At 42.3% G+C, this 21,363-nt stretch carries 9 protein-coding genes; all 9 read left to right on the plus strand.

The features are described from left to right. Positions 1-2: 2 nt before the first annotated feature. The 9 genes from J2Z65_RS22315 to J2Z65_RS22355 all read left to right on the plus strand — a co-directional run bounded on the left by J2Z65_RS22315 (position 3) and on the right by J2Z65_RS22355 (position 21,199). On the plus strand, positions 3-1,019 hold the full coding sequence (locus tag J2Z65_RS22315) for an S-layer homology domain-containing protein (protein ID WP_167058490.1): 1,017 nt from the start codon (positions 3-5) through the stop codon (positions 1,017-1,019). A gap of 299 nt (positions 1,020-1,318) precedes the next feature. Next, positions 1,319-3,676 (plus strand): helix-turn-helix domain-containing protein, encoded by a 2,358-nt coding sequence (locus tag J2Z65_RS35910; protein ID WP_167058493.1) that lies wholly within the window; start codon positions 1,319-1,321, stop codon positions 3,674-3,676. Between the two features lie 185 nt (positions 3,677-3,861). After that, positions 3,862-4,833: an ABC transporter permease gene (locus J2Z65_RS22325; RefSeq protein ID WP_167058496.1), complete on the plus strand. Its 972-nt coding sequence runs from the start codon at positions 3,862-3,864 to the stop codon at positions 4,831-4,833. 18 nt (positions 4,834-4,851) lie between these two features. Further along, on the plus strand, positions 4,852-5,739 hold the full coding sequence (locus J2Z65_RS22330) for a carbohydrate ABC transporter permease (protein WP_167058499.1): 888 nt from the start codon (positions 4,852-4,854) through the stop codon (positions 5,737-5,739). Between the two features lie 79 nt (positions 5,740-5,818). Beyond that, positions 5,819-7,366 carry an ABC transporter substrate-binding protein gene (locus tag J2Z65_RS22335; protein WP_167058502.1) on the plus strand — a complete coding sequence of 516 codons (1,548 nt, stop codon included), beginning with the start codon at positions 5,819-5,821 and terminating at the stop codon, positions 7,364-7,366. Between the two features lie 196 nt (positions 7,367-7,562). Continuing rightward, a complete protein-coding gene (locus J2Z65_RS22340) occupies positions 7,563-12,332 on the plus strand; it encodes a carbohydrate-binding protein (RefSeq protein ID WP_167058505.1) in 4,770 nt (1,589 codons plus the stop codon). Positions 12,333-12,469: 137 nt separating this feature from the next. Next, on the plus strand, positions 12,470-17,326 hold the full coding sequence (locus J2Z65_RS22345; protein WP_167058508.1) for a DUF7402 domain-containing protein: 4,857 nt from the start codon (positions 12,470-12,472) through the stop codon (positions 17,324-17,326). A 361-nt stretch (positions 17,327-17,687) separates the two neighbouring features. Continuing rightward, positions 17,688-18,968, plus strand: coding sequence for an S-layer homology domain-containing protein (locus tag J2Z65_RS22350; RefSeq protein WP_240159704.1), 1,281 nt, complete (start codon positions 17,688-17,690; stop codon positions 18,966-18,968). A gap of 458 nt (positions 18,969-19,426) precedes the next feature. Beyond that, positions 19,427-21,199 (plus strand): glycoside hydrolase family 35 protein, encoded by a 1,773-nt coding sequence (locus tag J2Z65_RS22355; RefSeq protein ID WP_167058514.1) that lies wholly within the window; start codon positions 19,427-19,429, stop codon positions 21,197-21,199. Positions 21,200-21,363 lie beyond the last annotated feature (164 nt).

Consider the following 21,363-nt stretch of genomic DNA (forward strand, 5'->3'; position numbering starts at 1 on the left):
CTATGAAACGAAAACTTCTCTCGGTAATTTTGACCCTAATGCTGCTGTGTTTGCTGATTCCTTTCGCAGCTTCTGCAGAAAAGAGTACTTCATTTACCCTAACGATATCCAACGAACAACCAGAGGCCGGCCAAGAGGTGCTAGTGAGTGTCAAAGGGCATGATCTTCAGGACTTATACGCTTATGAAGTTAATTTGGGCTATGACCCCGAACAATTGCGCTTCAAACAAGCAAAGAGCGAAATTTCCGGCATGTCCATAACGCCAATTGTGAAGAACGGCAGCATTCAATTTGCGACCACCAAGATCGGAAATAAAGCAGGAGAGAACGGTGATGCGGTCCTCTGTACACTTGCATTTGATGTAATTGGCAAAGGCAGTACCAAGGTTGAGCTGAACGATGTGAAGCTGGTAAGCAGTCAATTGGCTTCAGTTACACTTAAGGCTAACGCTCAGGTCACAACCGAGATCAAAGGAGGCAAGCCTGCAGCATTCACGGATATTGCCGGCCACTGGGCGAGAGAAGCGATTGAGAAGGCGGTAAAGCTCGGTTTTGTGAACGGGTATGAAGATCATACCTTCCGCCCGCAAGGACTCGTTACCCGTGCGGAATTTACGGCTATGCTGACTCGAGCGCTCCAAATCACGGGCCTAGAAAATGCACCGTTGGACTTCGCAGATGCTGACAGCATCCCGCAATGGGCAAGTGCGGGCATATCGGCAGCTGTAGCTGCAGGCATTGTGGACGGGTATGACGACAACACCTTCCGCGCAGACAACCAAATTAACCGTGCCGAAATGACCGCCTTGGTTGTTCGGGCTTTGAAATTGGACGTAAGCTCGGCTGCTGCATTGACGTTCTCCGATCAAGATCAAATTCCGGATTGGGCTGCTCCTTACGTTGCAACCTCGGTTAAGGCGGGCCTCATTCAAGGAAGAGACGGCAATCTATTCGCTCCACTCGAGCAAACTACGAGAGCGGAAGCGGTTACCTTAATTCTCAATGCCATTCAGAAATAACTCGTTGATTTGTGTGCATAAGAAAGAGACTGTCCTGTTCATGACAGTCTCTTTTTCGTTGATACAGCAGGTCAACTAATTTTAAAATGTCCAGCAACATCAATGAACAGTTACGAGGTGAGCAGTAAGCATTATTCAGCCCTTTATCGAAAATGCCATTCATCCATGGATTTTCCAGAGGGTATTTTTATTTATTAGAGAAAACTTAATTTATTGGTGTTCCTTTTGTAATGACGAGAAACTAAAATTGGACTACATTATAGTATAGATGAATATCGACGAAAAAGGAGGTTGATCCAGTGCCAGCCCACCCCAAGAAACGAAGCTATTTGTGGAAGATTTATCAATGGATCACGTTGGCCATGATGCTGCCGCTTATTTTGTTTGCACTGATTGCCTTTGTTAAGGTTGAGCAGGCTGTTCTGGATAATGAGTATCAGGCGAATAAAAAAATATTGTATCAGGTGAAATATAATATTACCTTTCTGGATGAGATGATTGTTAATTCGATTTTATCCATGTACTATAGTCCCGGAATCAGCCATTTGATCTTTAATAATCATGTCGATTTTGAAGAAATGCTTAATGAAGTTAACAAAATAAAAACTTCGCATGTCGGCATCAATCCCTTTATTCATTCTATATACTTGTATAACGGCACTACAAAAACGTATTACACGACACGAGATGAACTATTATTTAAAGATGTAAGTTTCGAAACCATGCTTCAATCCAAACAAGAATTGCCGAAGCTGAAACCTCTGCCAAGAAAAATCGAATATAGCATTGGCAGTGACAAGAAACGGTATGAGAATGTCATTACTTATTTGATGTATGACTTCCAGGATGATTTCAATCAACCTGAGGGTGCACTGGTTGTAAACGCCAGTACGGAATGGCTGCTCAAAAATATCAAGGATATTAATATGGTGGATGCAAAGCGGCAGGATAAAATCATCATCCTTGATGATCAATCTGAAATTGTCGGAAAAGATCTCGATGACGCCCAACTGCAGGAAGCGCTAAAAGCAGTGTATCAACAACACGATAACGGATCCGTTTCTTCAGAAAAAACAGGCTATTTTACAGACGACATCCAGGGCAAAAAGTATCTTATTACCTATACATATGTTGATGAAATGAACTGGACATTAGTGAAAGCGCAAATATACGATGAAGTGTTCCGAAAAATAAATATATTGAAATATACATTGCTTGTAATTATTGTTGCGATTATGATAATGGCTTTAATGGCATCCATTTTCATCTCCCAAAAAATCTATAAACCGATTGGGAATTTGGTTAAGCATGTCGTATCAAATGTTTCAGAAATGGGTCCATCTTATGAGAAGGATGAAATTTCGTATTTGAACAATGCTTATCAGTTTTCAATCGAACAATTAAAACAATACAAACTTGAGAAACAATCGGACCGTGAAATTTTGAAAACTTATTTTTTAAGAAAGCTTATCATTGACAGTCGTTCGGTTACTGATGATGAGTTTGTAAAAGCGATATCAGAGTTGGGCGTAAGCTTGTCACAGTACGAGCCCGGGATTGTTTGCATTGTAAAAGTAGATAACCGTACGCAATTTGAACAAATGTTTAGTCATTTTGACCGTGATCTTGTTGTCTACGGGATTATGAATATTTCCTTGGAAATATTTGCTGAAACCTTCAATGTGGAAGCAGTTGAAATGAAAAATGATCACATTGCCTTTATACTGAATACAGCCGATACTGACAAGAAAGATTTGCATTGTGATATAACTAGACTCTGGAGTATGGCCCAAGGGTATATAAGTCGATATTATAAAGTATCCATGTCCATTTATATTAGCGATGTCAGTGAGAGCCTTCGCGATTTGACCGAGAAATATGATGAGGCGTTGAATAATTCGGTTTACCGCCTGCTTTTCGGCAAGTCATGCATATTGTCAAACCATATCACACGGGCTAATACGAACAATGGTCAGGTTGGTTATTCAGCCTCGTTGGATAAGAAGCTGGTCGATTCGCTGAAAAGTGGAAATGCTCTGTCAACGGAGGGAACGTTGAATAAAATATTTTTTGATGAAATCGCCAAGCTGAGCTATAACAACGTCTTTCTGGCTGTGATACATCTAGTCAATACGTTGAAAGAAATGACGAAGGAAATGAACAGGGCAAGATTGGAACCTTTGCAGATCAATTTTAATTTGCTGTCTCAGCAGCTTTTCAGCTCGGAAACGCTGCAAGAACAGCATGATACAATATTGCAAATTTGCCGGCATGTTTTATTGAAAACGGAACGCGCGGAAACCGATAAACATGCCATCATAGCGAATACGATAGTTGAATTAATCCATGCCGATTACTCGAATCCAGCCATGTGTTTGCAATTCGTTGCAGATAAATTGAATTTATCGGCTAAGCAAGTAAGTAAAACTTTCAATAGTCAGTATGCCAGGTCGGTTGCAGACTATATCAATGATGTTCGTCTGGAAAAAGCCACGGAGTGGCTTCAAAATTCCAATCTAAACATGAAAGATATTCTCCAAAAAATTGGCTTGGAGAACGAGAGTTATTTTTATAAGCTGTTTAAAAAGAAATACGGTGTTCCACCAAAGGAATATGTTCTAAATAAACAGCTGAAGGAAATACGGAAACTTGAATAAAAGCCGTTTTTAGTCAGGCACTCTGCTCTACTTGATCGATAAGTACAGTAGAGTGCTTTTTTTACAGCGAAAAATGCAATCAACAACTTGATTTGCAGTATGATTTTTTTTCGTTTGAAAGTATGATTTGGACATTGAATGTGAGAAGCAACACGAAAATTACAAACATAAAGGAGGTTAAAGTCATGAGTGATCGAGTTGGAATTCTCAATAGTGAAATCCATGTAAACAAAAATAGATTGGGAAAAAATACGGTATGGAGAGAGATCAAACGTCACAAAGGATTAATTGGTTTGGCGGTACCAGGTTTATTATTCGTTATTGTATTTCAATATTTGCCTATGTTTGGCTTAGTCCTTGCCTTCAAGGATTTCAATTTCGGCAAAGGCATTTGGGGCAGCGATTGGGTGGGATTAAATAATTTCAAATTCTTTTTCACATCGGACGCAGCTCTGCAAGTGACACGCAACACCATTCTATTAAATTTGGGCTTCATTTTTATAACCAACGTAGTATCAATCTCGTTTGCACTGATGCTCTTTGAATTAAGCCGTAAGGCTGTTAAGTTGTATCAAACTACATTGTTTTTTCCTTACTTTCTATCCTGGGTTGTTGTTAGTTATGTTACCTATGCCTTGCTTAATCCGCAATTGGGCGTGATCAATAACGTTCTTAGGCAGTTTGGATTCACTGACATCAATTGGTATATGGAAGCTAAATACTGGCCCATTATATTAAGTCTCGCTTATTTATGGAAAAATGTAGGATACTCCACGCTCATCTTTTATACGGGACTGATGGGGATCGACAAAAGCTACTATGAAGCTGCTGCAATTGATGGAGCCTCAAAATGGCAGCAGGTTCGTAACATATCTCTCCCCCTGACAATGCCATTAATCATTCTTATCACTCTTCTACAGGTAGGAAAAATATTTTACTCCGATTTCGGAATGTTTTACTTCCTGACTGCCGACTCTGGCGCGTTATATGCAACAACAGATGTTATAGATACTTATGTGTATCGAGCTTTGCGGGTGTCGGGGGATATCGGCATGGCAACGGCCATTGGACTGTATCAATCGTTAGTCGGTTTTGTACTTGTCATTACGGTGAACTTCATTGTCCGGAAGGTCAACAAAGAAAACGCTATTTTTTAGAAAGAGGGGAGTGAAATTATGGGGTTACTGAAAAATACGGCTTTGGCAAAAGGGGTAATTCATCTCTGGTTTATTATCTTTTCTCTCTTTTGCATGATTCCTCTTTGGTATGTTGTTTCAATTTCGTTATCCAAAGAGTCGGATATCGCCACTAAAGGGTATAGGCTCATTCCAAAAACAATAACCACATTTGCATACAACTACTTGCTGCAAAATCCAAAGCAACTGATCACCGGTTATTCCGTGTCAATTACGGTAACTGTGGTTGGAACGGCGCTTAGCCTGCTGCTTACAGCCATGTTAGCTTATGTAATGTCTCGCAAAGATTTTTTTGGCTCAAATGCGTTATCATTTATTATTTTTTTCACTCTATTATTTAATGGAGGGCTCGTCCCCTGGTATATTTTGATAAAAAAATATTTGCACATAGATAATACATTACTCGCCTTGATTTTGCCTTATGTGATAATCCCTTGGCACGTGCTCTTAATGAAGGGGTTTTTATCCGAAATCCCTCTGGCACTCATAGAGTCAGCCAAGATGGATGGTGCTAAAGAGTGGAGAATCTTTTATCAAATTGTCCTTCCAATTGCCACTCCGGCTTTAGCTACAGTAGGTTTATTCATTGCATTTATTTATTGGAATGATTGGTGGCTCGCCATGCTTTATATTGATAATGAGAAATTGATTCCAATTCAATATATGCTTTACAGAATCATGAACAATATTCAGTATTTGTCGAACAATATTAAGCCGGGTAACATCACCGTTGATATAAGCAAATTTCCGAATGAAACGGCGCGGATGGCGATCGCTGTCCTGGCTGCAGGACCTATTCTCATTGTTTTCCCGTTTATTCAGAAGTATTTTGTTAAAGGACTAACGGTAGGCGCTGTGAAAGGTTAAAAGTCGATTTATTCTGATGGTTGTACCGGCTTATGCCGTTACGATAAATGAACTTTTACAAATTTAAGGGGGGAGTATCATGAAACAGTTGAAGGTAACAAAAACCGTTTGTTCCGTACTTGTGGCAAGTCTTGTGCTTACTTTAGGATTAACCGGGTGTGGAAGTAAAGGAGAGGTCAGCGAAACCACTCAATCGACAGCCTCTCCGCAGGACTCGGCCAAAACAGGCGCAAGTTTAGATCCCGTGGAGTTAACCTGGTATCTTGACGGGACGCCGCAATCCGATATCGGTTCGGTGGAAACGGAATTGAACAAGATTCTGAAAGACAAGCTCAATGTAACGTTGCACCTTAAGATGATTGATTGGGGATCCTATGATCAAAAGATGCAAGTCGTGAACGCAGCAGGAGAAAATTATGATCTTGCATTCACGGCTAACTGGGCGAACAACTATTATCAGAATGTGAATAAGGGTGTATTTATTCCGCTTGATGATCTATTAGCTAAATATGCACCAACAATTATGCAAACGCTCCCGAAAATGGGGTGGGATGCCACGAAGGTGAATGGCAAGATTTATGCGATACCTAATTACCAAGGCTGGACGATGACAAATGGGCTAAAGATACAAAAAGACTTGGCAGATAAGTATGGTATTAAACCAAACACGATTAAAAAACTGGACGATCTTGCACCATTCCTGGCTCAAGTAAAACAAAATAACTCTGACATGGTTCCATATGAAAATGCTAATGATGGCACCTTCGGAAAAAATCTTGTTTATTATGGATTTGATGAAATTGCTGGTCGTAATGTTCCAGGTACGATCAAATTATCGGACAATTCCCTAAAGGTAGTCAACCAGTTCGAATCGGAGGAATATAAAAATTACGTTTCTTTAATGAGAGATTGGTATCAAAAGAGCTATGTCAGAAAAGACGCTGCGACGCTCAAGGACGTGCAAGCAGACAGAAAAGCGGGCAAAACGGCTAGCATGAATGCAGGTAACATTGGACCTGCAGGACCTAATGGCGATGTAGAGCTTGATAGTTCACAAGGTGGAAAAGAAGTCTACAGTGTTAGACTTACAAAACCTTATTTGTTGACAAGCTCGATTATTGCCACCATGACGGGCATTAGCAAAACGTCCAAACATCCGGAGCGTGCGGTTATGTTATTGGACTTGTTATTTAAAGATAAGCAAATTTATAACCTGTTAGCCTATGGAATTGAGGGTAAGCACTACAAAAAAGTGAGTGAAAATACGATTGAACCCATTAAAGACAGCGGTTACGCGCCTGGATTTGAGTGGGAAGTTGGAAACGTATTAAGCGGTTATGTACAAAAAGGCAGCGACCCGGGAATTTGGGAAGCGACGAAAAAAATGAATGAGAGTTCGACTCCGTCACCTTTGTTAGGTTTCAGCTTCGATCCTACGCCGGTTAAAACTGAAATTGCCCAAATTGGGACCGTGACTGCTCAATATGTAGCAATGCTTGAAACCGGTTCTTCGGATCCTGATAAAGTACTGCCGGAATTTATCGAGAAATTGAAAAAGGCTGGCAGCGACAAAATTATCGCCGAGGAGCAAAAGCAAATCGATGCTTGGAAAACGATAAAAAAATAATTTAATTGTACGAGCGGACCTACTCCAGGATCTGGAGAGGGGCTGCTCGATCAATAAGACTTTATGAAAACACTTACAACGAGAAATTTCAAAATTTTCGGGATACTTTTTGACTCTGAGAGAGGGGGGGGAGAAAGCTAAATTCCAAGGAAAGAGACGTAGTACAAATTGTTAAAGAAAATAGAGGAGGCAGTCGATGAGAGTACATTTAAAACAGAAGTGTTTAAGTGTAATGTTAGTAAGCGGGATGCTGGCATCATCCTTTACAGGATTTGCAAGTGCGGAAACCGGAGTACAGAGTGCTATAGGATCTGATCAACTACAAATTTATGTCGCAACAATAGGAAGCGATGCAAGCGGCGACGGCACGCAGGCCAAACCATTTGCAACAGTTGCGAAAGCAAAAGCCAAGGTCAAAGAGATCATACAAGCATTGCCTGAACAAAAAATGACAAGTGACATTGTTGTAAACGTAGGCCAAGGTGACTACTACCTGAATGAACCTCTTGAATTTAATGCGGGGGACTCGGGTACCAATGGATATAATGTTGTATACAGAAGCGCCGATGGGATTGGTAAGGCTAATCTGATCGGGGGTTCCAAGATTACTGGCTGGCAGAAAAGTACGGATGATGATGTAGCAGCGGGTTTGCTCGATTCAATTAAGGATAAAGTGTATAAAGTGAAACTGGATCCAACAAAGTTTAATTTTAATGCCTTATACGTTAACGATAATAAAGCTATCATGGCTCGAACTCAAAACAAGGAATATGACCCGAGATTTCCAGCTTCAGCAGGAACATACATGAATGCTGATGGCGGCGGAATGCGTGATATTAGCTATAGAAGCGGAGACCTTGATCAAAGGGCAATCGATGGCATGGTGAAGGCGCAGCAGGCTGGGGCCACCGAGATTGCACAGGTATATACGTGGGACGGCCCAGCATGGGATTGGTTTACAGATACCATACCTATTAAATCAATAGATACTAGCACAAGAAAGCTTACGTTCCCGCAAGACCCCCAGAAACCTGAATTGTACAGACCTAAGTATCCTATCGGTGGTGGTTCAAGATATTATTTACAGGGAAATATAGCGTTCATGGATGTTCCCGGAGAATATTTCTATAACAAGCAAACTGGCGATCTCTACTATTATCCTAAGACAGAAGACGGAAGTGTAGATCAATGGACTGTAGTAGCGCCGACGATGCAAAAGATTTTATACTTCAAGGGAGACGAAAAAGGGACTGGCTCCTACGCGGATTACAAGCTTGCACCTGATCCTCTCAAGCAGACGCATAATATTAGAATTGACGGTTTGACTTTGAAAGACACGGAATACACAAATTACTTTACATCCGGCTGGAATGAGACGGATGCCGGAGGCGGGATTGGGAAAGTGCCTCCTGAATCCGCAGGCAGTACACTACCGGCGTATAGTGAGCAGACCGACAGAGTTGAATACAAGGTCGGCGCTGTAACGATGATCAATACGAACAATATCACAATTGAGAATACGAAGATCCGTAATATTGGATTATTCGGAATTGCCATGTATCGTGATAATGATCACAACACCATTAAAAACTGCGATATAGGATTTGTCGGATATGGAGGAATTACCTCAGATGGCGGATATCCAGGCGTTGGCAAATATAATAATTTCCATACGATTACAAACGTTGCCATTCACGATATTGGTCAAAATGTAGGGCATGCATCAGGTATTACATGGATGGATACTGGAAACAGTAATATTTCGCATCTTGAAATTTATAATTCACCAAGAAGAGCCATTATGAACTCCGCTGGTATTCGCAGAAACTCTCTAGATTCAAACTATGATGAACTGAGGGATATGTATACGGTTAATAACAGATATAGTTATATAAATATACATGATATGCAGCAAGATGGAGGAGAGGATAGCGCCATATTCTGGGTTTACCTTCTACGGGGGGAAGAGATCTTAAAAAGGCATGGAAGTGACCCGAATGTTAAGACGGAAAATGGGGCTACTTATTATGATGTTGGGGAGGGTAAATATAACTATCTTGATCAGGTAATCGTAGATGGTGTAGGTGCTAACCCGTCTATGCATGATAAAAATACCGTACACGGAATGGATTTGACAATGGGTGGAAGCGGCACACACCTTTCAAATATTAAAGTTACTAATCCGCAAAGTAAAACCATGAGAATTGAAGAAACGGTGACCAAGGATAAGTTTCACATGGATAACTTAAATAATAATTACAAAAATGATAATATTTTAAATTTATTTGATGATTCAAAGATGGAGTATGACAAGATTGGATTAACATCAGATTTCCCATTTGAAAGATATCACAAAGTGGTATCCAAACCAAATACAAACGATATGTATTTCCAAGACGATTTCGAAAGCGGTAAATTGGATTTAACAAAATGGAGTGTTGAAAAGGGACAACCTAATATCGATCAGGTTTATATGTCTGAAGGAGCCTTGAATGGAAAATATTCACTGGCTACCAATGGAAATAAAAACAAGAGCACCGGCGTGGTAGTGAGCAGAAAGTTTAATAATGATTTAAATAAAATGGTTGAAGTACAATACTTTGATAAAAGACAGGACTATGCTGGTAGTGATGCAGGCGAAGGCGGGGGCTCCTATGATATCACGCCAAATGCTTTTGTAAGGGTTGACAATGGCAGCGATATCGTGGCATTAGGCGCAAATGGAGACGTGTCAAAGGATTACTTCGTGTACAAAGATGGAACGAATGTCGTAAAAACAAATGTTAAGCGATCCTACGGATGGCACAATTTCAAATTTGATTATACATCTTTAACTGATGTGAAAATGTATATTGACGGTACTTTAGTCGCTACTCTTCCAAAAACCTCCTTTAACTACATTGGTATGGGTGACTGGGAAGCGAAGGGCGGAGAGGCATATTTTGACCAGCTTTATGTGTATGGAGGATCCGCAGCGCCAGCTGTTCAGGATTTAGAATTTCCAATCGTAAGCTTAAACAAACCAACAACTGCAAGTGGTTCTAGCGCAGGCAACACGCCGGAAAAAGCGAATGACGGTTCAAACAGCTCAAAGTGGAGCGCCGACAGTGCCGCGCCAGGGAGCTGGTGGCAAGTTGACTTGCAGACGAAACAAAATATTTCTACTGTAGATATCAATTTCAACAGCGCCATGAAGTATACCGAGCTTACCTCTTTCCTACAAAGCAGTTATATCAATATGCCGAAGAGCATCACGTTTCAGGTAAGCGATGACGGTTCGAACTGGACGACGGTAGGTTCGAAAGTGACAAATCTTCCAAAGAATGATACGTATGGCCGAGCTGAGCCCAGAGCTCAAACCTATGCTTTGTTTACAGCGGGAAGATACCTGAGATTGTTGTTTGAGGACGGAGCCCAGGGAACCGGCATCGATTTGAATGAGGTTTCGGTATGGACGAAGGATCATTACACGATGTACGGCATTAAAGCTCCGGCTGCGATCACGTTAGGGGCTGGAGTGGCCAAGACTGCCGAAGCTCTCGGATTGCCGAATACGGTGAAATTGGTTACCGATAGTGCTGACGCAGATGCCAGTGTGGCATGGAATGTAGAAGCTTCCTCCTACGATCCGTCGAAGAATGCTCAGCAGACCTTCACGGTAACAGGAACAGTAACACTGCCTTATGGATTCCAAAACCCGAATAACGTACCATTGACAACAAGCGTCAGCGTTACTGTTAAAGGCGCCGTTGAAATACCTGCCACAATTGAAGCGGAAGATTATGTGAATATGTCTGGCATTCAGACAGAGAACAGTTCTGAGGGTGGAAAGAATGTAGGATATATTGATCCGGGAGACTGGATGGACTACTCGATCATTGTGCCAAGCACTGGAACCTATAAGGTAAATTACAGGGTATCCGTCAACTCGGGTAAAACAGGCAGTGTCAACTTCCTTGTAGACGGCGTTTCGCAAAAAATTACATCGTTGCCGTCAACCGGGGGATGGCAGAATTGGGCGACAGTATCCGACACCGTTTCCTTGAGTCAAGGTGCGCATACGGTAAGGCTTCAAGTCGTTAATGGTGGCTGGAACTTCAATAAATTCGAGCTGAATCTGATGGCGCAAGCAATTCCACAGTCTACATTAACAGGCGCCCAGCAGGTGAATGCTGGTCAAACCTTCAATCTGACGATGGGTCTTACGGGCGTTACGGAAAGCGTCTACCAGCAAGTGTATGCACAAGATTTGGTTCTTAACTACGATCCGTCGAAATTGCAGTTCGATTCTGTTACATCACTGAAAGACGGATTTCAAGTCATTGATACCAAGGAGGCAGTACCGGGGCATATCCGGATTGTGGTTGCCAGCGTGTCCGGGAACCAAGGAGCCTCTGCTCAAGGTGAATTGTTGACCTTCAAATTTACGGCAAAATCTGCAACTCAGGCAACATCTACAACAGTTTCTGTAGGGAATGTCATTATTGCCAATGGAGAAGGGAATGAACTGCAGATAGGTGGAGCAAACCGCGAGATGCAAATCAGCGTACCTAGTACGCCTGTCGATAAGTCGCTGCTGAATGCATCGATCAGCAGCGCTCAAGCCAAGTACAATGCAGCAGTTGAGGGCAACGAGGACGGTCAGTACGCGACTGGTTCCAAAGCGCAATTGCAGTTGGCAATCGATGCGGCAAAAGCGGTCGCAAACGATTCGATTGCTACACAGCCACAGGTGGATAGTGCGAAGACTGTATTGGAATCAGCCGTCCAAGTGTTTGATTCCAAACGAATTTCCGCAAATGTCAATGGACAAGATGGTGTTACAATTGGAGACTTGGCTATCGTCGCAGCTGCATACGGCAAGCAATCAGGTCAGGCTGGCTGGAATGTGAATGCAGATGTCAATAAAGACGGCAAGGTTGGCATTGAAGATCTTGCAATTGTGGCTAAAGCAATTTTGCAATAATATCATTTTGCGGTTGAGAAGCAGGAAGGGGATAGAATTCATTCTCTCCCCTTTCATCCTAATTGTCTGAAATTGTTTACCAAAACGAATGGCAATCCGCTACTCGAAACATACAGCTTCCTGAGAGGAGATTATAAATGTATAAAAAAAGATTAAGCATTGTAATGGCGGTATGTATATCACTATCCGCAATGTTAAATTCAGGCATAGGTGCCGAAGCGTCGGAAAGCACATCCAATTCGATATCAAACAATATACAAACGAAGTACTATGTTTCACCGTCAGGCAGCGACACAAATGACGGCTCGTCTGACCACCCGTTTGCTACGCTGCAAGCAGCCCGGGATGCAGTACGCTTGATTAATAGTAATATGACAGGCGATATCGTCGTAAATATTTCTGCGGGTAATTACTATGTCAACCAACCGATTTCTTTCGATGAAAGAGATTCAGGCACGAATGGGCACAACATCATCTATACCAATAAAGACGGTTTGGGAACCGCGAAGTTCATTGGGGGCAATAAAGTAACTTCGACATGGAGTCCTGTGACGCCTTCAGGAACCGATGCAGATCTCCCTGTTAATGCGGTTGGGAACGTTTACAAGACTTTTGTAGGTACAAATATGAACTTCAATACCTTATATGTTAACGATACAAGGGCAACAATGGCACGAACGAAAAACCTGGAGGTTGATCCAAGATTTCCTGCTTCCTCAACTGCCTACATGAGATCGGCTGGCGGCGGAATCAGTACGCTGATCTATAAATCAGGCGATATTGATTCCGAATCACTGACAGGTCTAGTAAATGCACAGAGTCGAGGCGATTTGGACGCTCAGGTATATATGTGGGACGGAGGTTATTGGGATTGGATGACGGATACCATTCCAATCGCAAGCATAAATACATCCACACGTACACTTACTTACAAAACCGATCCGAACAATCGAGCGGCTTATCGCCCGAAGTATCAAACCGGCAGTGATGCAAGATACTTTTTGCAGGGGAATCTTGGATTTTTGGATCAGCCGGGTGAATACTATTTCAACAAAAAGACGGGCTATCTGTATTACTATCCATTAGCAGGTTCAGGGAACATCAGCGATCAAGATATCGTGATACCTGCTGTTGAGAAAATCATTGATATCAAGGGTGCTTCCCGTACAAGCATGGTATCGCATATTACATTCAGCGGTTTGGAGTTTAAAGATACCAACTTCCCTGACTATTACAGCTATGGATGGAACTGGGGCGACGCAGGAGTTGGCTTGGGATATTACCCTCCCGAAGCTGCGGGAAGCACACAACCTTCCTACAGCGAACAGAGCGAAAGAGTGGAGTTTCAGGTTGGCGTCATCACCTTAACGAATACGAATAATATTACAATCACTAAAACGCATATAAAAAATGCAGGGATGTTCGGTATCGAACTCTATCTTGCTAACCAGTACACGGATATTAATAATTCCCTTATTGAATATACCGGTCATGGCGGGATTAACCTCGAAGGCGGCTATCCGGGCGTGGGTGGAGATGCTAACGGGGATGGCTATAACAGCAATAATAAAGTAACCAATACGATTATCCATGATATAGGCCAATTGGTTGGCCAAACGTCTGGTGTCACAATCAACAACTCCGGTTATAATACTTTCTCACATTTGGAAATTTATAACACACCAAGAAGAGGCATTTTCATAACAGCCGGTTATAGTCGGAACGGTGGCACGCCATATCCAAACGGTGATGCAAATTTCAATATTATGAAGGATATGTATTCGCATCATAACACTTTCGAATATATTTACTTGCACGACAGTCAGCAGGATGGCGGTGATGATGGCGCATTTTTCGCATGCTATCTGTACAGGGGCTCGACCAATTACAAGCCTAACTACATCAATCAGATGCTCATTGACCGTGTAGGGGCCAATCCAAGCATGAGAGATATAGCCCCTAACGGAATGAACCTTGATATGGGCGCTTCAGGGTTTGAAATAAGCAATCTGAAAATCGTTAACCCACAGCATTTTAATGCCGAAGTAGAAACGACATCTCACAACGGAGATAAAATCAAATTTACAAACACTAATATTGATTTTGGTACACATACAAATCAACTTGATAGTTTTAACGATTCTTTGATGGATTATGCCAACATCGGTGTCGGGACTGATTTTCCGAGTGTCTATAAGCCTATAAGAAATACATTCCAGGAGCCTGGCGATATGTATTTCAAAGATGATTTTGAAAACGGTTTGGATTTATCCAAATGGGTGTATAGAGGAGTAAAACCTCGTATTACAACCGAATGGATGTCGGAGGGGATTTTAAACGGAAAGAAGGCCTTGAAAATCGATAGCGGTAGCGCTGATACGGGCTTAAAGCCTGTCTTGTACAGGGATTTTGATCGTACGCTCAATAAAGTAGTTACTGTAAATTTATTTGACAGACAAAGCGGAAATCAAGCCTCTTACAGCTCAGGCGTGAGTATTCCAACGACAGTCAAGTCGCTGGCAAGGGTTGATAATGGTGTTCATGCAGTAGGTTTGGGCCTGGATACTAAATTGAGCAATGATTATTACGTTATGTTGGACGGCTCATCAGAGATTGTAACTTCGGTTCCTCGCACGTACGGCTGGCATGAATTGAAATGGGATTATACCAGCGGCACAGACGTAAAGTTATATATGGATGGCAAACTCGTACAAACCTTGAGTTCAACAGCCAATTTCAATCGTGTTGAGTTGGGGGCGGATGACGGCTTGGGAGTAAGCTATTACGATCAGCTATATATCTATGGTGGCACAGCGTCATCGCCGCCATCCACGCTGCCGATACCTCCAGAGAATCTGGCACAACGTGCGACAATTACAGCCTCCTCCTCTCCTGTAAATGACCATCGATATGACCCACAAAACGTGGCAGATGACATCATAGGAGTTTGGGGTTCCGGGGAATGGGCATCGAACGGTGAAGCCAATCCCTGGATACAGCTTGATTGGAGCAGCAGTCAAACGATCAACAAAATACTCCTGTATGACCGTCCGAATACATCCGACTGGTCACAGGGAGGCACACTGACATTTAGTGACGGCAGCTCGGTTACAGTCACAGGAATACCGAATGATGGTAAGGTAAAGGAAGTATCGTTTGCAGACAAGCAGGTTACATGGGTCAGATTCCAGGTGACAGGCAGTACAGGAAATAACGGTTTATCAGAATTTCAGGTATTTAAAGAAGCAGCTTCTTTGACAGTACCTACGGGACTTACAGCCACTGCAGCAAGCGGTTCCCAGATTAATGTGGTCTGGAATGCTGTGCCTGGCGCAACGGGCTATGACCTTGAGGTTGATGGTGGAATTATCAATAACGTAACTAGTCCGTATACGCATACGGGATTAAATGGTTCATCAAATCATAACTACAGGGTGCGGGCAAAGGATGCCACAGGGATAACGTTATGGAGTGCTCCTGTGAGTGCTGACACCCCAGCACAAACATTGGGTAAATTTGAAGCAGAAAACTACGTAGCTATGAACGGAATTCAGACGGAATCAAGCTCTGAGGGCGGCCAAAATGTAGGGTATATTGATGCCGGGGATTGGATGGAGTATAAAGTAAACGTACCTGCTGACGGAACTTATTCCGTCAAATATAGAGTAGCTGTAAATGGCAGTAATACAGGTCAGGTCCAATTTGTTGTCAATGGAGTTAATAAGAGAACCACTTCATTCCCTGGAACTGGAGGTTGGCAGATCTGGACAACTGTCTCCGATACCGTAACATTGGCTGCTGGCACACAGACCGTGAGGCTGCAAGTTAGTAAAGGTGGTTGGAACTTCAACTGGTTTGAGTTGGGAACGATTGAACAGACACCAACCGTAATCAGTGTTAGCACACCGACTGCGATAACAGGAGTGGCGAACGGATCAGCCAAGACAGCGGCGGGGCTTGGATTGCCGGGAACGGTTTCCTTGGTTACCAGCACAGGGAATGTAAATGCCAATGTAGCATGGAATGTAGATGCTGCTAATTATGATCCTTCCAAATCGAAAGAGCAGACCTTCACTGTAAATGGAACGGTTACTCTGCCTGCAGGTGTGGCTAATCCGAACAATGTAGCGTTGACAACAAGCGTCAGTGTAACTGTTGCAGCTCAAGCAATGCCTCAGTCTACATTAACAGGCGCCCAGCAGGTGAATGCAGGCCAAACCTTCAATCTGTCGATGGGATTGACAGGTGTTACGCAAAGTGTATACCAGCAAGCGTATGCACAAGATTTGGTTCTTAACTACGATCCGTCGAAATTGCAGTTCGATTCTGTTACATCACTTAAAGACGGATTTCAAATCATCGATACCAAGGAGGCAGTACCGGGGCATATCCGGATTGTGGTTGCCAGCGTGTCCGGAAACCAAGGAGTTTCTGCCCAAGGTGAATTGTTGACTTTCAAATTTACGGCGAAATCTGCAACTCAGGCAACCTCTACAACAATTTCTGTAGGGAATGTCATTATTGCAAATGGAGAAGGGAATGAACTGCAAGTAGGCGGATCCTCAAGCGAGCTGCAAATTAGCGTAGCCGTAGATAAGTCGCTCTTGAACTCCTCGATTGCAAGCGCTCAGGCTAAGTACAATGCAGCTGTGGAAGGCAACGGGGACGGACTGTATGTAAATGGATCCAAAGCGCAATTGCAGTTGGCAATCGATGCTGCAAATGCGGTTGCAAACAATTCAAATGCTACACAACAACAGGTGGATAGTGCGAAGGTGGCAATGGAAACAGCCGTTCAAGTGTTTGATTCCAAGCGCATTTCCGCTAATGTCAATGGACAAGGCGGCGTTACGATCGGTGACCTGGCCATCGTCGCAGGGGCATATGGCAAGCAATCAGGTCAGGCTGGCTGGAATGCAATTGCGGATGTCAATAAAGACGGCAAGATTGACATTGAAGACCTTGCAATTGTAGCCAAAGCGATTTTGCAATAATACCAACTTTCAATTAAAGTAGCGTTTTCAGGATGATAAAAATAGTAAGCGCTATGCTGTATTTGTCAGATAAGTACAGTATAGTGCTTATTTTTATCTGTTGAAACTATAATTGGCGAATTGCCAATCAGCTAGTCATTGTCGAAAAAACACACAATTTTGATGAAATCTATATTTTTTAGAGAATCATAACGTAATTTGTCAAAGTAAGTTGTGTTTTTTTCTGTGTTCAGGGTTTCTTGGATTTAGTAAGGTGAAGATGAGAGGAGGTCTAAATCATTCATTGTGTTGTCATGATTGCCGTCACGTAACGGAATAGCCATTTCTCAGAGTACATTTTATGAAAGGACGAATTTATTCAATGTTTAAAAAATCTCACATATTCAGTCTATTGTTTTTTTTGACAATGCTTCCTCCGCTCGATACACAGGCAAGCTCTGGTCCTGACATTTCACTTTCTATCTCCGATAGCAATAAATCCTCAGGCAATAATTTGACTCCTTCAGCAGCCACACTGAGTGGTACGCACATAGTGACAGCAGGTCAGCCATTCGAGTTGAAGATAGGACTTAACAACGTTAAGCCAAGTGAATACCAGTCGGTTTATGCGCTAGATTTGAAGCTAAATTATGATCCTCTGAAATTGCAGTTCGAATCGGCGACGTCTCTGAAAGATGGATTTCAAGTCATCGATACTAAGGAGACAACGCAGGGACAAATTCGGATCGTGGCTGCAAGCGTGGGTGCTTACGCAGCTATACAAAGTGATATGCTTTCCTTCAAATTCACAGCCAAATCTGTCAATCAGGCGACTAGTACGACAGTTTCGATCGATCATGTTGTCATTGCCAATAAACAGGGGAATGAACTGCAGGTTAATGGAGCTTCTAACGAGATACAGATAAAAAAGTCTGGAAATAACGGAAACGGAAATAATGGAAATGGAAATAACGGTACACCTAAACCTCCGAAGTCTAGAGAGGATGTATTCAATAGTGACATTGTTCATATAGTAGAGCTGGTTCAAGCTATCGAGTCCAAGGTAGAGGAAGCCAAGAATTCTAATGTGAAGGTTGAAATGGCTGACATTACAGGACATTGGGCTGAAAAGACCATCGGTACGTTCGTGAAACTGCGCGTTATAGACGGGTATGGGGATGGAAAATTCCAACCGGATGGCCAGATCACGCGTGCCGAGTTTGCAATGATCATATCACGGGTATTCGGTATTGGCGGCGGATCGAATCATTCGATTATATTGAATGATATTGACAGTCACTGGGCTAAACAGGCTATTGAGAAACTTGCTAGCGCAGGAGTAATTGCCGGTTATGAAGACGGAACCTTCAAGCCGGATCAAACGATCAACCGCGAAGAAATGGTTATCATTTTGTCCCGTATTGTTAATTTCAGCAATGTGGATAAAGATGATTCGAAAGGCAACTTTAAGGATATCGAAGCTGCAAGCTCTTTTGCCGTTAACCCAATTAAAGATGCAGCGAAAGCAGGCATCATCAGCGGTAAAAATGATGGGATGTTTGATCCACAAGGTAATGCCACTCGTTCGGAGGCTCTCGCGATCATTCTGAATGCATTGAACCTTAACTCTCAACTGAAAACGGTCTTGGACAGCTTGAACTGAACTAGTTCATTCAAAGTATAGTAAGCACTATGCTGTATTTTTCAATAAGTACAGCATAGTGCTTATTTTTCTGCCGAAATGTTAATCATGTATGTCAATCAGCATGTCATTGTTCAAGAACATACAATTTTGATGAAATCTTTATTTTTTAGAGACTCACAATTGCAAATTGTCGAAGGAAGATATGTTTTTTTCTGTTTTCATAGATTTTATTATCTAGTAAGGTGAAGATGCATTTAAGGAAAGAATTCAAACATCATGTTTTTTTTCGTTCTAGGGAGGAGAGATTGTCGAAAAGCAGATAAGGACAATGCTGTACTTGTCTGATAGGTTACAGTAATGTTCTTATTTTCACAGTGATAATTACAATAATCGGATCTATTTAAAGTATGTTTATTTCATGGTTGAAAGTAAGAAGTGATCATGGGAGAAGAAATGTAATTTTAGGAGATGTAAGGATGGCAACGTTCACGATTAAAGGCAATCAGTTTATGTATAACGGCGAACCGATTCGAATCCTGTCGGGAGCCATGCATTACTTCCGTATTGTGCCTGAATATTGGAAGGACAGGCTGTTGAAATTAAAAGCTTGCGGCTTTAATGCGGTTGAAACCTATGTTGCTTGGAATGTGCACGAACCGAAAGAAGGGCAGTTTAACTTTCAAGGCATTGCAGATATTGAGCACTTTATTCAGTTAGCTGGAGACTTGGGTCTGCACGTCATTGTTAGGCCGAGTCCGTATATTTGCGCGGAGTGGGAATTTGGCGGGCTGCCTGCTTGGCTTCTAAAGGACCCCTCCATGCAGTTGCGTTGTTACTATCAGCCATATTTATCTAAAATAGACGCTTATTTCGACGAGTTATTGCCAAGGCTTAAGCCATATTTATGTACGAATGGCGGTCCTGTTATTGCTATGCAGATTGAGAATGAATACGGAAGCTACGGGAACGACAAAGAATACCTGATCTATCTAAAAGAAGCTATGATACAGCGCGATATGAATGTGCTTCTGTTCACCTCTGACGGTTATGACGACTCCAATATTCAAGGAGGTACGCTCATCCCAGACGTTTTGGCGACTGTCAACTTCGGATCTCGACCTGAAGAAGCATTTGCCAAATTGCAGGAATATCAGTTGGATAAGCCCCTTTTCTGCATGGAATATTGGAACGGTTGGTTTGATCATTGGGGAGATGAACACCATGAGAGGGAATATGACGATGTGGTGGACGTATTGGACCGAATGCTGAAATTGGACGCATCCGTTAATTTCTATATGTTCCATGGAGGGACAAACTTTGGCTTCTATAATGGCGCCAATTTTTTGGGGAAATATGAACCGACTGCAACAAGTTATGATTATCACGCTTTGTTGAATGAATCCGGAGACATTACGGATAAATATATCGCTGTTCGCGAATTGATTTCCAAGTATGTGGATATTCCGGATATAGAGATGCCCTCTCCCATTCGAAAGAAGCATTACGGCAATATCCGCCTAACAGAACAATCGCGGTTATTCGATTCACTTAATCTGCTATCCTCTCCGATCAAAAGTAAATATCCGGTATCGATGGAGCAACTGGATCAGGACTACGGTTTCATTTTGTATACGACACAAATATCAGGTCCTAGAGCAAAAAACAAAATTGTACTCCAACATGTGCATGACCGTGCGCTTATTTTCATCGATGGGGTTTATCAGGGTGTTGTTGAAAGAAATACGCATGATCAGACAGTGGAAATTAAAGAGAATGATATTCTGGCTGAAATTCCTCCTGAAGGTGCGACTTTAAGCATTTTAGTGGAAAATATGGGCCGGATTAATTATGGGTATGGCTTGAAAGATCCGAAAGGGATTACGGAAGGGGTTCGTTTCGAACGGATGTTTTTGTACGATTGGACGATTCATACGCTTCCTCTCGATGATTTGTCCAAACTCAATTTCGGAGAACGGCAAGCAGATAATTCCTACACACCTACGTTTTATAAAGGCGTGTTCAATGTTGACGAGACTGGCGATACATTCTTGAAGTTGGAAGGTTGGACGAAAGGGGTCGCTTACATCAATGGTTATAATCTTGGACGTTATTGGGACATTGGTCCGCAAAAAACGCTATACGTTCCAGGTCCTCTTCTGCGAGAAGGAGAAAACGAAATAATCATTTTTGAACTGCACGGTACACGCGACCCGGTCGTCACATTTCAAGACTTTGCTGAGTTAGGCTAATTTTCAAATAGAATCTCGGTCTCCCGTGAAACCGGGTGCCTGGCAATCGTCAGAGTTTATTCGTTTAGTGAGAAAACGGGACGATTACACATAATACGGGCTAAAATGAGAGATTCTTGTCCAATAGAGCCGAGGTGTAAATGGTGAGAACTAGTAGTACTCCA

It is taken from the genome of Paenibacillus aceris (genome assembly GCF_017874035.1).
In the GTDB taxonomy this organism is placed as follows: domain Bacteria; phylum Bacillota; class Bacilli; order Paenibacillales; family NBRC-103111; genus Paenibacillus_E; species Paenibacillus_E aceris.

Excerpts from the sequence above, each read along its gene's own strand:
- J2Z65_RS22315 (WP_167058490.1), top strand. The coding sequence starts at position 3 with ATGAAACGAAAACTTCTCTCGGTAATTTTGACCCTAATGCTGCTGTGT.
- J2Z65_RS22325 (WP_167058496.1), top strand. The coding sequence starts at position 3,862 with ATGAGTGATCGAGTTGGAATTCTCAATAGTGAAATCCATGTAAACAAA.
- J2Z65_RS22330 (WP_167058499.1), top strand. The coding sequence starts at position 4,852 with ATGGGGTTACTGAAAAATACGGCTTTGGCAAAAGGGGTAATTCATCTC.
- J2Z65_RS22335 (WP_167058502.1), top strand. The coding sequence starts at position 5,819 with ATGAAACAGTTGAAGGTAACAAAAACCGTTTGTTCCGTACTTGTGGCA.
- J2Z65_RS22340 (WP_167058505.1), top strand. The coding sequence starts at position 7,563 with ATGAGAGTACATTTAAAACAGAAGTGTTTAAGTGTAATGTTAGTAAGC.
- J2Z65_RS22345 (WP_167058508.1), top strand. The coding sequence starts at position 12,470 with ATGTATAAAAAAAGATTAAGCATTGTAATGGCGGTATGTATATCACTA.
- J2Z65_RS22350 (WP_240159704.1), top strand. The coding sequence starts at position 17,688 with ATGTTTAAAAAATCTCACATATTCAGTCTATTGTTTTTTTTGACAATG.
- J2Z65_RS22355 (WP_167058514.1), top strand. The coding sequence starts at position 19,427 with ATGGCAACGTTCACGATTAAAGGCAATCAGTTTATGTATAACGGCGAA.